The sequence below is a fragment of the Pectobacterium carotovorum genome (genome assembly GCF_033898505.1).
Taxonomy (GTDB): domain Bacteria; phylum Pseudomonadota; class Gammaproteobacteria; order Enterobacterales; family Enterobacteriaceae; genus Pectobacterium; species Pectobacterium carotovorum_J.
The window spans coordinates 478,809-494,565 of record NZ_JAXAFK010000002.1 but is presented as its reverse complement, the minus strand read 5'-3'; the positions used below and the strand labels follow the sequence as shown (position 1 = coordinate 494,565).

7 protein-coding genes are annotated in these 15,757 nt (G+C 56.8%); all 7 read right to left on the bottom strand.

Annotation, left to right across the window (positions count from 1 at the left end):
- Window positions 1-127: 127 nt before the first annotated feature.
- On the bottom strand, window positions 128-9,811 hold the full coding sequence (locus tag R9X49_RS14240; protein ID WP_319849023.1) for a beta-propeller fold lactonase family protein: 9,684 nt from the start codon (window positions 9,809-9,811) through the stop codon (window positions 128-130).
- Window positions 9,812-9,868: 57 nt separating this feature from the next.
- Window positions 9,869-11,488: a Tad domain-containing protein gene (locus tag R9X49_RS14235; protein ID WP_319849022.1), complete on the bottom strand. Its 1,620-nt coding sequence runs from the start codon at window positions 11,486-11,488 to the stop codon at window positions 9,869-9,871.
- A gap of 177 nt (window positions 11,489-11,665) precedes the next feature.
- The gene (locus tag R9X49_RS14230; RefSeq protein WP_319849021.1) at window positions 11,666-12,298 is read right to left on the bottom strand and encodes a hypothetical protein; all 633 of its coding nucleotides are present in this window, start codon (window positions 12,296-12,298) and stop codon (window positions 11,666-11,668) included.
- Window positions 12,291-12,851, bottom strand: coding sequence for a hypothetical protein (locus R9X49_RS14225; RefSeq protein ID WP_319849020.1), 561 nt, complete (start codon window positions 12,849-12,851; stop codon window positions 12,291-12,293). The genes R9X49_RS14230 and R9X49_RS14225 overlap by 8 nt, the downstream gene beginning before the upstream one ends.
- On the bottom strand, window positions 12,851-13,702 hold the full coding sequence (locus tag R9X49_RS14220) for a tetratricopeptide repeat protein (RefSeq protein WP_319849104.1): 852 nt from the start codon (window positions 13,700-13,702) through the stop codon (window positions 12,851-12,853). Before R9X49_RS14220 ends, R9X49_RS14225 begins: the two co-directional genes overlap by 1 nt.
- A 100-nt stretch (window positions 13,703-13,802) precedes the next feature.
- Window positions 13,803-14,762: a type II secretion system F family protein gene (locus R9X49_RS14215; protein ID WP_319849019.1), complete on the bottom strand. Its 960-nt coding sequence runs from the start codon at window positions 14,760-14,762 to the stop codon at window positions 13,803-13,805.
- Between the two features lie 14 nt (window positions 14,763-14,776).
- On the bottom strand, window positions 14,777-15,757 hold the full coding sequence (locus R9X49_RS14210; RefSeq protein WP_319849018.1) for a type II secretion system F family protein: 981 nt from the start codon (window positions 15,755-15,757) through the stop codon (window positions 14,777-14,779).

Below are 15,757 nucleotides of genomic sequence, written 5' to 3'. Positions count from 1 at the left end.
CTATTTGTCTGTTCCCTTCATCTTGCAGGCGGTGGGTTGGTTACCGCCTGCAAGCGCCCGGGTTAGTGGTTAAGTAATAAAATCTCGTCTCAGTATTCGATCTGCGCTTTACCAGGTTTGCGCTTGGTTATGCACGCAGGCTGCTCAGTTCACTGAGCGCCGCTAGCAGCGCATCTTGTTCCGGCTGATGCTGACGCAGCTGTTCGGTAAAGGCGGTTTTCCCCGCTGGCGCTAACCGTTCGACATCCCGGCTTTCAGCTGGCTGTATCGTGGGGTTGGCTGGCCCTTGCATCGCACCACGGTCAGTCGCCATCTCGGTGCCAGCACCCTGTCCGGTTTGCAGCGTAATCGGTACGATCCGGCTGGTGCCGTCTACGGCCTGCGCCTTCAGCGCCAGTTGAATCTGATTAACCTGCACGGCACTGGCGTCGGTAATGCGCACCACGCCGCTGCGGGCATCAAACTGCACCCACGCAGGTAAAGGACGCCCGTTCGCCAGTTGCAGCGTCAGCGTGGCATTACCTTCACGCACGCTGAACATGCGCTGCGGCAAGCTAAAGGCGAGTGCGCCGGAGGCATCCGGCTGTAACGCGCCCTGCACGCTGCTGAAAGCCGATTCCAGCGACGTTGTCTGACCGCGCACGCTCAGGAACAGGTTGGAATCAGCCGAACGCAGCGCGGCGTTATCGCGAATAGACGCCTCAGCGCGTGAAGAGAAATTGACCTGCTCCAGCGTCGGCATCAGCGATGACATGACGGGATCGAGCACCCAAGGAGCATCCGACTGGCGTGACGTATCGGCATCACGCTGGCGTACAGGTTCGGTGACGATGTTGGTTGGTAGCGGTTGTGCTTCCGGGCGAGACAGATCGGCAACAATCGCCCCCAGCGGCTGTTCGCGTTCTCTGTCACCCGAATCAGCAGGCAGGCTCACGCCTTGCTGTACCAGAATCACCGGTGCCGCTGTCGCGGTGTTATCGGGATTGGCCGGCTCCGTCGGCGTGCCGGGATCAACCGGTGTCGAAGCCGCGTTGACCGTCAGCGCCACATTTAGCGCCGTCGCGTTGCCCGCGCTGTCCGTGGCGGTAATCGTCAGGTTGAACGTACCTGAAATGGCGGGATCGCCACCGATCGTGCGCGTGGCAGCATCGAACGTCAGCCCGTTCGGTAGACCGTTGATCGACAACGTCAGCACATCATTTTCCGCATCGCTGAACAGGCTATTGGGTAATGTATAGGACCAGCGAGTGCCAACCTGTGCCGTTGGCGGGGTGAACAATTCGGCATGACCAACGGGCGGCTGGTTAACCTCTCTCGACAGTGTCACGCCAAGCGCCTGCGCCGCAGAATCGGCTACGCCGTCATTAAGCACCAGCGTCAACGATGTCGTATTCCCCGTCAGCGGTGCGCTCGTCGCCCAGCTAATCTGACGTGCCAGCGCCGTCGCATCCGCACGGGAAATCGCAGCAGTAAAGGTGACGGTGAGCTTGCCGTCCACCTGCGTGAAGGTCGCTACCGCTTGTCCATCTTTGCTAATCACGCCATTTGCCAACGTAAAGCCATTACCCGCAGTAAAATCGAAGCGATCGCCTGCGGATACCGTTTCACCGCGCTGTAGCGTGATCGATGCGCCCTGATAATTCCCCGCCCCGCTGTTCAATGCATCCAGTTCCGCATCACTGAGGACAATAGCCGGTGCGACGATGACCGCCGGGCCGTCAACGCGGTAAACCGGCAGGCGGGAAGCTTCATCCAGCACCGACACGCCGTTGCCGAGCGCAATCACCCCACCATCAACCGGCAGCAGATGGGCGAAGGTTGTACCGTTATTGATCAGCGTATCGAGTGGGATCAGCGCCTTATCGTTCAACACATAGCGAGTGAGCGCACCATCGTTTTTCGTTACATACAGCACTCGTGCATCCGCAGAGAGGGCGATATCACTCACCGTGCCTTCTGCCGCGATGCGGGCAAGGTGCGTAAAGGTTCCCGTTGCAGTATCCAGCGCGAAAGCATCGATCTGCCCTGCGCTGGCGACAAAGACGCTACGGCCATCGGCGCTGACGGTGAGCTGCTCCAGCCCTGAGAGTTGCACGGTATTGCCTGCGGCATCAGTAAAGCCGCGGACGTATCCCAACGGCGTCAGTTTGCCGCTGTCATCACGCTGATAAACAATAACCGTTGAGGTATCGTTGATTGCCGTCGTGACAAACAACAGGTTGCCGCGGCTGAGAATGCTGGTCGGAGCCCATAGGTAAGGCTCGCTCCACATACTCCCGCCCAGCGCTTCAACATAGGTTAATGCACCCGTTGCGGTGTCACGGCTGAAGTAGGCTAACTGGCCGTTGTAGCTGTTGATGAGATAAAGGTTTTTCCCGTCATCAGACAGAGCAATTCCGTTGATGTTATAGAGATTGCCCCCATCGATATCATAATCACTTTCTATCGTGGCCTTATGGGTCAATTCACCGTTAGCATCCCGGCTAAACCAGACAATCGCATTGCCATCGGCACGCAGCGCATACACGCTGTTACCCTCGGCGGAAACCTGTAGCTGGCTTATTCCTGTCACGCTCTCTGCGGCGGCGAAGGTACGCACATAGGTTAATTCGCCGCTGTTCGCATCACGCTGGAATAAAGCAATCGCGCCTTTATCATCGCTGACATACAGCGACAGCCCATCGGTCGTACGGGCGGCAGCCGTCAACGTGCCCAGCCCACTAATCGCGGTATAGGTATTCACCAGACGCAGTTCATCGGCAGAGAGCACCGGATCGTTCGCCACGACAGGCGTGTCGTTGATCGCGGTAATCGCCACCGACAAGGCCGTGACCTGAGATTCCAGATAACGATCGGACAGCGTTACCGTCACCGCCACCTGCGCGGCAGGCGTATGGCTGTCGCTGGCGTAGGTAATCTGGCGCAGCGTATTCTGTACATCTTCCGTCGTCGGAACCGTGCCTGCATTAGCATTAAAGCGAATCGTCAGCACGCCGTCTTGGTTACTAACCTGACCAATGGTGACACCATCTTTCTGCAGCGTATCGCCCGATAGCGTCAGGCCGTTGCCTGCATTGAAGCCCAGCTTATCCAGCGCCGTTTTGCCATCACCCAGCGTGATTTTCAGCGTCGCGCCGTCATAGTTGCCCTTGCCGCCGTTGAGTTTGTCCATCTGTGCATCGGACACCGTCGCGTCCGGTGCCAGCGCAACAGGCTCAGCGCGTTCGGTATAGGTTGGCGTAGTGTCCGGAATCGTAATGACCGGAGCAGTATTGGTTTCTGCCGCTGGTGCTAGCGTCAACGTAATCGCCTGTTCCAGTTTGGTTTCCGGTGCGCTGCCGTTATAACTATTTTCCTTGATCATCAGGGTGACATGGCGTTCACCGCTGGATTCACTGCCGAGATAGTTGTAGCCAATGCTGTCAATGATCGCGGCGGTTCCACTCGCGTCTCTCCCGACGTACAGGAGAACCGTCGCTTTACCGTCCTTCACATCAACAGAGTATTGCAAGCCGCTGGCGGTGCGGGGAACACCGCTGGATTTTTCGAGCACAATCGTGCTGCCATCGACGCTAATAACTTCGTTAGGGCCTGAGACATCAAACGTCAGCACCACCTGCCAGATGGTCTGTCCGCTCTCAATGGTGTCGACATGGGTATCTTTAAACAGCTTAACGAACTCGCCGTTGCCCGGAATCTGCGGGTTAAGCACCGTGGTATTCAATACCGCCGGATCGTTCACGCCAATGAGAGTAACGGTGATATCCGTGTTAGCAATGTTATTGTCGCCGTCATTCATACTGAAGGTGAATGTCGGTGACGCTCCCGCCTGTTCAGGATCCTGACTGGTGTTGTGGTAGGTAATCTGGCGCAGTACGTTCTGCGCATCGGCTTTGGTCACCGCCGCCGTAAACGTCACCGTCAGCACGCCCTCCACCTGCGTAAAGGTCGCAATCGCGATGCCATCTTTCAGGATATTGTCGCCATCACGCGTTAAACCGTTATCCGCTTTAAAACCAAAAGTATCTTCCGGTAGCCCGCCTTCTTGTCGGCCCACCGTGATGCTGGCACCGCTATAGTCGCCTTTCCCTTCATTCAGCGCATCAAGCTGCGGATCGGACAGACGGCCTGACGGCAGCAACACCGTGGCCTCCTGCCCTTCGGTATAAGTGGCACCCGCGGTGCCGACATTCAGCACATGAATTTTATCGCCGCCGATCAGATACAGCTGTTTGCCGTCTGCACTCAACGCTATGTTTTGCAACGATGAGAAACTGATACCGAGTGAACTGTCCCAGCCGCTGCTCACAGTCTGCTTCAGGGTCAGGCTGCCATCTTCAGCACGGGAGAAGATAGTGATGTTCTTCCCGATCACAAATAGCGCTGTACCATCCGCGGAGACCACCAGATTGCTTGCCAACGCCTCGCCGGAATCACCACCGTCATCGACAAACGGTACCGTCGATGCCAGCGTGAGTGCGCCATCTGCACCAACCGTTATCGTATTGAGCGTGTAATTGCCCACATCGGCATGAATCGCATACAGCGTTTTGCCATCGGGCGACAGCGCCAGCCCATTGATGTAATACTCGCTCGTTCCGCTAATCTGGCCGACCTGAGACAACGCTCCTTGTGCATCAATGCTGAAAGCCGTGACGCCAACGGTACTGCCGGAACCCGACACGAACAGGTAACGCCCGGTTGGATCGAGCACAAGACGGCTCGCCCCAATCAGGTTATCAGCCTGAGAAACCGCCGCTAGCGTACCGTCCGCCCCGCGCTTAAACACCAGCACGCTGCGGCTGTCGTTATCACTGCCTGACTGGGCAGCGGTGAGATAGAGGTAATCGCCCTGAGAAACAATCTGGGAACGCATATCCAGCGTATGACCACCCAGAGCGGCTTGATCAAGCACACCAGCTTGCGTCAGTTCGCCGTCGCTGCCGACGCGGAAGATTGTCACCGCGTTGCCTTCACTGCCCACCACATACAGGTACTGCCCATCGGCAGACAGGGTGACGTCTGATGCGCCCGCCAATCCGGCGTTGTCCACCACGTTATCCATTTGCTCCGTTTCATTGTTGTAAACGGATCGGTAGTTAAAGAAGGTCTTCGACAGGGTAAATTTGCCTTCTTCGTTACGGACAAACACGCTCAGTACTGCCGAACCACTCTCTGGGGCGCTCACGACATAGAGCGTTTTGCCATCCGCAGACAGTTGGCTATCTTTCACCCCGCTCAGCACATCCACATAACTATTGGAGTCATAGCCCTCAAGGCCGTAATCATTCTGAAGGGCGCTGGATTCACCGCCGATCGTTGGGATTTGTGCAGGATCGGAGGCAATCTTTAGGGTAAGCGTCTGCTCCGCCTGTTCGCCCGACGCATCCGTCGCGATGACGGTAATAGAGAAGTTTCCCGCGCCATTGAGCGTCGGCGTGCCGGAAATCGTGCGTGTATCGGCATCGAAGGTTAACCCCGCCGGAAGGCCATTCACCTGCCACGTCAGCGCGCCATTTTCAGGATCACGGAACAGATCGTCAGGGAGAGTTTGCGCGTAATGCTGCCCGGCTACGCCAGACGGCGGGGCGTACTCGCTATTATCCACCACGGGCGGCTTATTCGGCACCAGCGTCAATAGCAGACTGGTCTCTTTACCGCCGTCGCTAAAGGTGATATTCAACGGGATCGATGCCCCCGTTGCATCACCATCATGACGGTAAGTCATCTGATGCAGCACCTGATTGGCGACCGTTTTAGTGACGCTATCGGTAAACACCACCTTCACCGCCCCTTCACTCACATTGAAGGTGCCAATAGTCGCGCCCTCATACTGAATGTCGTTGCCGGACAGCGTTAACCCGTTCCCATTCTGGAAAGCGAAATGGTCGTTTGCCGACACATCGCCGTTACGACTAATGGCAATCGTCGCGCCCTTGTAGTCATCGGCGGCATCCAACTCCAGATCTGACAGAGTGACGCCTGTTGCAAACGACGCATCCGTGGTCTGGCTATAAGGTGCATTCGCCGCAGCGGTGGACACGCTTAGCCCGGCAAAGAACGTACTCACCCCGGCATAGATATTCTTGCCATCCGCACTGACGGCAAGATGGTTGACGGTATTAACCGAGAGTTCAACGCTATTACGGTAGGTTAAGGCACCGGAATCAGCGTCGCGGGCGAATACCAACAGTGATTTACTGCCGAACGCAGCAACATACAACGCCGAACCGTCCTGAGAGATAATGATTTCACGCAGTGATGTTGCTCGTAGCTCATCAGGAACATGGCTTTCACTGTTGTACAAATCCATCGTCCCAGCGTAGGTCAATGCGCCCGTATCCGCATCGCGGCTGAAAATCGAGACGGTACCCTGCGAATTTGATGAAACATAGACAAAACGGTTATCAGGGGAGATCACGATATCCTGCAACCCGTTGAGGTAACGATCGTCCTTCGGAATGTCCGCGCTGTTCGCATCAGCCGCTATCGTGGTTTTATTAATCGTGGTGACATAGCTCAGGCTGCCCGTCGCGGCATCGCGCGACAACACGGTAATACTGTGATTCCCCAGATTGGAGATATAAGCCGATGTGCCGTCACTGGACAGTACGATGCCGCTAGGGCTTCTCACCGGAATGGTGTCGCCGCCCACCAGCGAGCCGACAAACGTCAGCGCACCGGAGGTAGTATCACGTGAGAAAAAGGTAATCTCGTTTTTACTCGTAGAACCATCGATGGGCGTCACACCGTTAATGGTGTACAACGAGGTGCCATCTTCGGACAGCACGATCTCGGAAACTGCCGCATCCAGGCCGCTGACGCCATTCACGCCCTGCGTGGCAACCACGCCGACATAGCTCAGCTGTCCCGTTGTGGCATCACGGCTAAACTGCACCAGCGAGTAGGCGCTTCCGCTGCCTCCCGCGACATACACGCTGGAGCCATCTTTCGACTGCGCCAGCGTGGTGATGGTGTTCAGGCCGTTAACTTCAATCGCAGGGGTGGATGGATCGTCCTGCTCACCCTGCGTGAAGCTTTGTAATAACGTTAATGCGCCGGTTTCCGCATCACGCGCGTAAACGCGCAGATAAGTCTTGCCGCTGTTATTGTTCCCTTCACTGCCAGTGACTAGCAGGGTTTTCCCATCCTGAGAGACACTAATCGCCGAGACGCGCTCGCTGTAACCGCTTAGCGTACCCGCGTTATAAAACAGTGTGGCATCGGGGGAATAGGTTGCCTCGATCGTTGGCAGTTCGTTGAAGGCCAGATTGACGCTACCAGAAACCGTCAGCGTCGCGGTATCGCTTCCGCCATTGGCGGTGCCGCCGTTATCCTGCAACTCGGTTAAGGTGATGGTACGCAAGCCGCTGGCGCTGGTGCTCTCTTTACCGGCTGAGTAGCTCAGACCATCGACCAGCTTCATCATCGCCATGCTGCTGATGCCCTGAACGCTGCTCAGCACCAGTGACGACTCACCGCTCAGGGCGTTATAAGTGTAGGTATACTGGTAGCCGCTCACCGTCGTGCCAGCGCTGTCTTTACTCAGATCGATAACCGTACCATCCACCGTCAGGTATTCCTGATGCGGATTGTTTAGGCCATCAATCCCGATCGACAGTTTGGTCAGCGCCTGTCCAGCTTCTCCGGTATTAATCGCGGTGTCTTTGAACAGCGTGACGGACGTGCCGCGCGTATCCAGCGTCAGGTTACTTCCGCCCTGACTGACCAGCGTTGGCGCGCTGTTGGCGGTCAGCAGCAGCGCGACAGTGGTTACCGTGCTGCTCAGCTCGCCATCGTTCGCCGTCACCGTCAGCACCACCGTTTCGGCCGAGCTCTGGCTGCCGACGTTGCGATAGGTGATTTGCTTCAGGACGTTATTAGCCGTTTCTTTCGTCACATCAGCGGTAAACGTCACGCTGAGCACGCCCTGATTCTGCGTGAACGTCCCAATCTCTGTGCCTGATTGCAGAACTTTGCCATCTTGCAGCGTCAGGTTGTTGCCTGCGCTTAGGCCGAATTGATCGTCTGCCGAGGGCGTTTCACGACCGATGGTCACCACAGCGCCGTTATAGTTACCTGCACCACCGTTTAGCACATCCAGATTGCTATCGGAAAGCGCGATATGATCGGCAAACGGCAAGTCGCTACCATAGAGATAAGTGCGTAATGCACTAAAGCGCTGAATGGTCTCACCGGCGATCAGGAGTGATTGTCCATCGGGTGACAGCACCATGCCGCGCGTATCGCCAATATTCTTAATCTGGCCGTTTTCACTCAGCGCCCCCGTCGATGCGTTGACGCTATAAATCTGCAACTCGCCTTCGCTGCTCAGCGCATAAAGCTGGCTGCCGTTGGCGTTAAAATAGAGCGCGTTGACGCCTTCCAGCGTTTTTGTGTCCGTATGAGCCAGCGTTTTCCCTTCAGTACCGTCACGCAGTTGATAGACGCTGATTTCACCGCTGTCAGGATCGGCAACGTAGATGAACTGCTGATCCTTCGAGATCGCCAGTTGATACTCTACCGCCCCATAACCTTCCCCAGACGTTTCCAGCGTCGTGACTGGCGTTAATTTTCCGTCCTCGCCCCGTTGGAAAACCGATAACGTATGCTTTGCACCCATTCCGATGGTAACAACATAGTTACCGCTGCTCGCCACGATACCACTGCGATCGATCCCGCTGCTGTCCACGCGCTGGAGTAACGTCAGGCTGCCCATTGCCGCATCGCGAGTAAAAACGACCATGCCGTTCCACTGCGTTGTGGCATAAACCTGAGTACCATCGCTGGAGACGGCAAGCCCGGTAATATTGCCGTTTTGCGAAGAGATGGTTTGGGTATACACCGGCTGTTCGTCGCTGCCGCTGAGTCGAACCACCAGCCCGTTTTCGTCAAGGCTAAGCGCGACAATATCGCTACTGCCAGTAGTGGCATATAGCGAACGGTTGTCCGCACTCAGCGCGACCTCTTTCACATCCTTGAGCGCACTGATGCCGCTCAGCGTTTGGCTCAACGTCAGCTTGCCGTGCTCGCCGACGGTAAAGACCCCCAGCGTGCCATCGCTTCCGATGGCATAGGCGTAATCACCATTACTGGAATAGCGCACGTCCTGCGGTGATGCCATACCGGGCACGATGATTAATTCGGCCAGCTCAGGCGCATCCGATGCGGACACCACCGGTGCTACATTGATCTTGCTGTCGATAGTGACGGTCGAGTGGATATTCAGATCGGCAGTGTCGCTCTCATCGCTCAGGCTTTTCAGCGTCACCACGACATCACCACCGGCCACGGTTTTATCAAGTGGCTTATAGGCAATACCGTCGATCAGCTTCGTGACGTCACTGGGCTGAAATGCGTCAGATGAAGCAATGCTAACGGTGATGGTTGTCGTCGTACCACTAACCGCAACGGTATAGCCATATTTTCCGTCGCCTTCCGTCGTTTTTGCCCCATTGGCGGCTTCCAGCGTAATTTCAGTGCCGTCGATGACTAACGCCTGGTTCGCGCCCGTGCGATTGACGGTAATCACCAGATCTTTTAGCTCCTGCCCGCCTTTATCCGCCGATACGCGAACGTCGCTGAACAGATCGACCGGTTCGAAACTGTCGCTGGAGTCGGTGATGGTGACCGTCGCCTTAACCGGCGTCGCATCAACGCCGGGCGCCGTGTCCGTTGCCGCGACGTGTGCTGCCACATCCACCGCAGTGATCACGGCGGCGGCATCAAACATCATACGCGGTTCCAGTACCCACGCCTGACGCGGCGTGCGCGTTAAGCCTGAACCAGATTTTGAGCGGGAAAAAGTCATCGTGTCATGTCCTGTAATAAAGGGGCAAAGCGCGTCATTTCTGGCTACCTTCAGCGATCATTCAACCAGCCGAACATAGCCGCCCTCGGTTTCGATCTGGCCGGCAATACGATCCAGGCGTCGGATCAATTGATCCTCCACGCCCTCTGCGCCGAAGCCTGCACCGTCGATAAAACTCATCCGTTTCTCACCCTCGGTGCAGACCAGCAGGCCCGGCGTCGCTTCGGCGTCGAACAGGTTGCGGCCAAAATCCTCTGGGTCGCCGGGGCGAATGCCGACAAAATAGAATTTGATGTTGCGCGCGCGGAAGCTGGAACACAGATCGCGGAAGCGCTGCGCGGCAAAGGAGCGGGCAGGATCCGTGCCGGTTTGACCACTGAATGCATTTCGGTTGAAGTTGTAGCTGTCGGTGTCGAACCAGTTACCAACCGTGTTGGCCATCATCACGATCACCTTTTGCCCGTCACCGTTGCCGTCCAGATTGAAATCCAGCGGCAGCTTGGCATCACCCCAGCCGTCTGAACCGCGCATATTGGGTGACAGCGCTGCGCCCGCCCATGACATACCGATGGCGTAGTTCACGTTGAAACGGGCAGAAAACTGTTCGATACGCTGATTCAGCCTGCTTTCTTCATTGGTCAGCGGCATCAGCGCAGCATTCGGGCACCCTTTATCCGCCACGATCCAGCGGGTATCTACCGCATCGGTATCGTCAAAATCAGGGTTAGGGCCGCGCCAGGAGATTGGTGGCGCGCCGGGGCTGCCGTTTTGCGGTAAATCGTGACGGTAATAGATTTTAAATTGGCCGACAGGGGGTTCATCCCAGAAGAAGTTTTCTTCCCGTCCCAACCCACGGTACATGCACAGCAGGTTGGCGCGACGATCCGGGAAACGGCGGTCAGCCAGACTACTCACCACGCCGCTGGCAAAGAGCGAACGCAGCTCTGGCGGGTTCAGCGCACCCGGTGCGGCCCAGCGCCGAATGCGGTTGGCGTCTTCTGCGTCGTATACGCTAACCGACTGGCTGTACGGCACCAGCGACAGCCACAGGTTGTCGCGTTTTCCGTCTGCGCTGCTCAGCATGCGCTCAACGAAGCTGCGGCTAACGCTTTTCAGCGAACGGATATCGGCATCACTCATATCCCCCGTCACCGGCATCACAAAAGCCACTTCCGTCGGGCGGTTGATGACTTCGGAGGTCGAGTACACTTCCTGCTTTCTCGCCCCGAGGCTCAGCAGGCTGGGCTTGGTTTCGAAAGCGACGGTGACGGTATAGGTTTTACGCGTCGCGCTGTTACGTCCTTCCGTAACGGACACATCGCCCACCACCAGTTTTTCACTCAGGGCTTTATTTATACCCAGATTATTTTTGACGTATTCATATGCCAGCTTATTGGTCTCTTCCTGGCTGTACTCTTCACCGTTAATGGTCGCCTGATGCCCGACAGCCAACGCGGCGGCATCCGTCGCGCGTTTGATCTGCGTCGCATCGCCGGTCGCCGTAGAGGTATCCACGATAAAAGCCGCCGTCACCAACAACGCCATCGCACCCAACACATAAAACCCCGTACCCGCCCCTTTTTCCTGCTGAATAAAAGCGGACAGGCGTTCACGCCAGAACAGAGTGATTCCGGTAGCGTCTTTTTTTACTCTTCTGTTCTGTAAGGTTTTTTTCATCCTTTCCTATCCTGTATTCCTGGATTCAGCGCATACTCAACCCGCCCATAAAACGGGAAAATAAAACGACATGGCTCACACGTTATTTGTCTTAATTGTTTTGTTATTCCGGTAACGAGAAACTCGCTGCCGTTTGCGGTCTATTTGCCGCTTCTATGTCTTTTATAAAACCCGTAGCTATTGATCTTCTTCTTCCAGACCGGCCTCTTTTCTGAGTACCTCATCCAGTTCAACCACACCGATAGCCACCCGGTTGACCGACGAGGCGTGCAGCAACCCACCCAGCGACAACCCGCCCAGCAGGCTCACATCTTTCCCCTGACGGCAGATTTCTACCACCATCATGGAAGTGTTCTTGCTGCCCTCTTCACGGTCTCTTTCCGGCAGTTCAGGGAGGTACTCCTCGCCCGGCAGGGTTTCACTTTCTGCGCACAGCGCCTCTGCCGTGCCTCTGTTCAACTGCCAGTACAGCTCCCCGGTCTGGCGCACGTTGCTGATTAACAGCTGGTAATTGCCTAACCCTTCCGTTGGCAGCACCGTATCGAGCAGACCTTGCAGGCCTTTCTCATCCAGCTTCTGCTGCATCGCTAATATTGACGCGATGGCACCCGCCCGCTGTTCCATACTCGTGCGCTCCAGCCCGACGGTGTAGATATCCGCACACAGCGACCCAATCGCCAACACAATCGGAAACGCCAGCGCGGTTTCTACCGCAGTAGAAGCACAACGAGAAAACCAGAAGCGGCGGAGCCCATTCAGGAAATAGCCGGTTTTCAACGAACGACTGGTTTTCAATAAACGATCAGTCATTGCGCAGTTCCGTCCCAAACACATGTTTGTACTGGTAGCGGAAGGTGTCTCCCAGCGTTAACACCTCCGGCAGCGGCGTGATAAACGCTTTTTTAATCTGCACCGTCACGGACCACACCGGCAGCGTCGTCGTTTCCTCACCATTGGGATTGTCCTGACTGCTATTGCCATTGGTCAGCCCGCCAAGCTGGCTCAGATTGTCGAAGTGCAACACGCTGACGGTTAAATCGTCTTCCTTGAGGTAACCGTATCCCGCTTCAACCATCCTCGCCTTTAGGCGGGTTCCCATCTGTTCCGCGCTGTCCGACGCGAGATTATCGAGGCGGAAAGCCTGCACGGCTTTATCCAGCGCGGCGCTGCCAGCGGCAACCACCAGCCCGATACGCGCCAGTTCAAACAGCATCATCACCCCGACCAGCACCACCGGCACCAGAAACGCCACTTCCGTCGCGATCACACCGCACGGGCTGCGCCAGTGGCGTTCATGGCGCGGCACGATACTTTGCACAGTGCCCTTATCACGCCACGGGCCGAGATTACGAAGCCACGCCATTACTCAGGCGTACTCAATTGCAGGCGTTGGCGGCTGGATAACAGCAGCGCTTCACCACGGGATTTATCCTGCTGCATCTGCTGTAAACGCAGATTCAGCTCGTCGATCAGGCCATCAATGCGCTGTGGCTGGGCAATGGTCGCCAGCGCCGAACGCGCGTCAGTGTCTCTGCCCTCGGAGAGGTAGGCTAGCGCCAGATTCAGTCGGCCAGTTGCATTACTCTCATCCACCGAGCGAAGCAGAGAAATAGCTTTATCCGCATTGCCGCTTGCCAGCCAAGAAAGCGCCAGATTGTTGAGCGCTGCGACATCTGCCGGGTTTATTTGCAACGCTTTTTCAAACAGCTGGCGCGCTTCTGCGTGTTTGCCTGAGGCATCCACCACCACGCCCATGCCATTGAGAGCGCCCGCGTCGTTCGGCTGTGCTTTCAGCGCACAGGCAAAATCGGTCTGCGCCATCGCATTACGTCCCAGAGCCAACTGCGCACGGCCCATTCCCAAACACACAGCCAGTGCTTCTTCCGGCGTCATTTTGTTGGTATCGCCGCCCAGCGCCTGACGTGCTCGCCCGTACAGCTCCAGCGTTTGCTGCGGTGAACGCGCCAGCGCCGCAACACTGGCATACTCCAGCATCTCAGCCCCTTTCAGCGCATCGCGGCTGTCGAGACGCGCGTACACTTCCGTCGCCGCTTCCACACGCCCTTGATCGCGCAGCAGCCGCGCCAGACGCAGGCCCTCATCCTTACTGCCTTTAATCGCCATCGAGCTGCCGCATCCCGCCAGCACGGTACTGACAATCAGCAGTGCCAGCATGGGCGCGCCGCGCTTAAGTTTTGCTACCAGATCGACCATCTTCGATAACTCCATCGGTTGTAACCGTTGTGATTTCCGGTCTATACCGGGAATCAATGTATTTAAAAGAACTAAAAATCAATATGTTAAAAATAAAACGCTATTGCGCCAGCAGGCGGATCACTCGCACCAGTGCAGGCGACGCCATAATGGCGATGATCGGTGGCAGGATCAGCGCCATCAGCGGCACGCTCAGCTGTGCTGGCAATTTACCCGCCTTCTCTTCCAGACTCAGAATCAGCGTCTTGCGGCTTTCATCCGCAATCGTGCGCAGCGCCTGAGACAGCGGCGTACCGTAGCGCTCCGCCTGAATTAGCGTCGCCACCATGCTTTCAATCTCACTGACGCGGGTACGTTCCGCCAGATGTTTCATCGCCAGCGTACGATCCGACAGGATCTGCAATTCGGCGGCGGTGTAGTGCAATTCATCCGCCATTTCCGGTGAAGACAGCCCTAGCTCCTTCGATACCACCTGCAACACGCGCCCAATCGGCAGACCGGCTTCGGCACAGACCACCATCAGATCCAGTGCATCCGGCACCGCGCGTGCCAGCTTTTCGCCTCGGCTTGCCGCACGCCACTTCAGCCACCACTCCGGCACCATCGAGCCGACAAAGAAGCCAATCAGCCCTGCCGCAACGCCCGTCAGTCCCGCACGGTCAGCAGGCGGCAACCAGCCCCACACCAGCGCGATAGCAAGCAGCGCCCCGGCAGCAAATTTTCCCATCACCAGCCAGCCCACCGCTTCGTTGCGGCGGATCCCGGCCAGATCCAGCAGGCGGCGCAGATTGCGGCGATCGCGTTCCGATCCCGACAGGCGCTCGCCCTGTGTAGCCAGCGGCTGCAACAGCTTTTCCAGCAGGGGAGATAATGTGGTTCCCTGGCCTCTCAGGATGTTTTCCTGAGAGGCCGCCTCTATAGAGGCGATGGGCAGATGCCCGCGCATGCGAATTTCCAGTTGCTTGTATTGCTGCGTTTTATGCTGCATACGTGCCAGGTAAATCCCCGCCACCATTAGCACGAGCGCCAGCAGCAGTAAGGGATCGTCAAAAACAGTCATGAATGGCTCTCCCTTTACCCTATTCGCTTAACCATAACGTGCGTGATCAACATGCCGACCGAGACGCTGCACAAGGCGTAAATCAGCACCGACGTTCCCACTGGATCGGAGAACAGGAAACTAAAATCCTCCGGTGATTTCATGTACAGATAGGCCAGACAGCTGGGAAACAGAGCGGCAACAATCTTGGCGGATGCCCGCGCCTCGGACGTCTTGGATTGCACTTTAAGTTGCAGCTCACGACGTTCACGCAGCGTGGCAGACAGACGCTCCAGCGTTTCTCCCAGTCGCCCACCCGCTTCCTGATTGATGATCAGAATCACCACGAAGAAACGGTATTCGGACATCGGTACCCGCGTAGCCGAGGCCTGGATCACCTGACGCAGCGGAATCCCCAGCCGTAGCCAGTGATCGATCGTCTTGAATTCATTCGCCAGCGGCCCGGTCAGGTGCTCAGCGACAATCGAGAAGGTATTGGCAACGGGTACACCGGCACGACAGCTGCGGGTAATGGCATCAATCGCTTCCGGCAGGCTCTCGCGCAGTGCTTTCAGGTGTTTCTGCAACGTTGAACGGAACAGCAGCAGGCCAATGCTGACAAACAGCAGCAGCGTAAAGAGCAGCCCCATCGTGAGCGGCAGCAGAGTACGCTGTCCCAGAATCATACCGAGTATCAGGCAGACCGCCGCCAGCGCCAGAGCGCGCTGAAGCAGGTTCTTTTTCCAGCCAATGAACGTCATCTGCGCCCACAGGATGGCCAGCCAACGTCCAATCACCGGGACACCCATCAGCGGCGTTCTGATCTCATCACGCAGGATCGAATCAGACGCGACTGCGGCAGCCGACGGGCTGACCTCGTTCAAAATCTGCTGCCAGCGCTGTTCGCGCTGCATGCGCTGCTGCCGTGATTTTCTCCAGGCGTTGACCGCCAGAAGCAGCATCAGCACGCTGCAAAACACCAGCAGCGTAATCAGGTTCAGACGTGCGTCACTCAT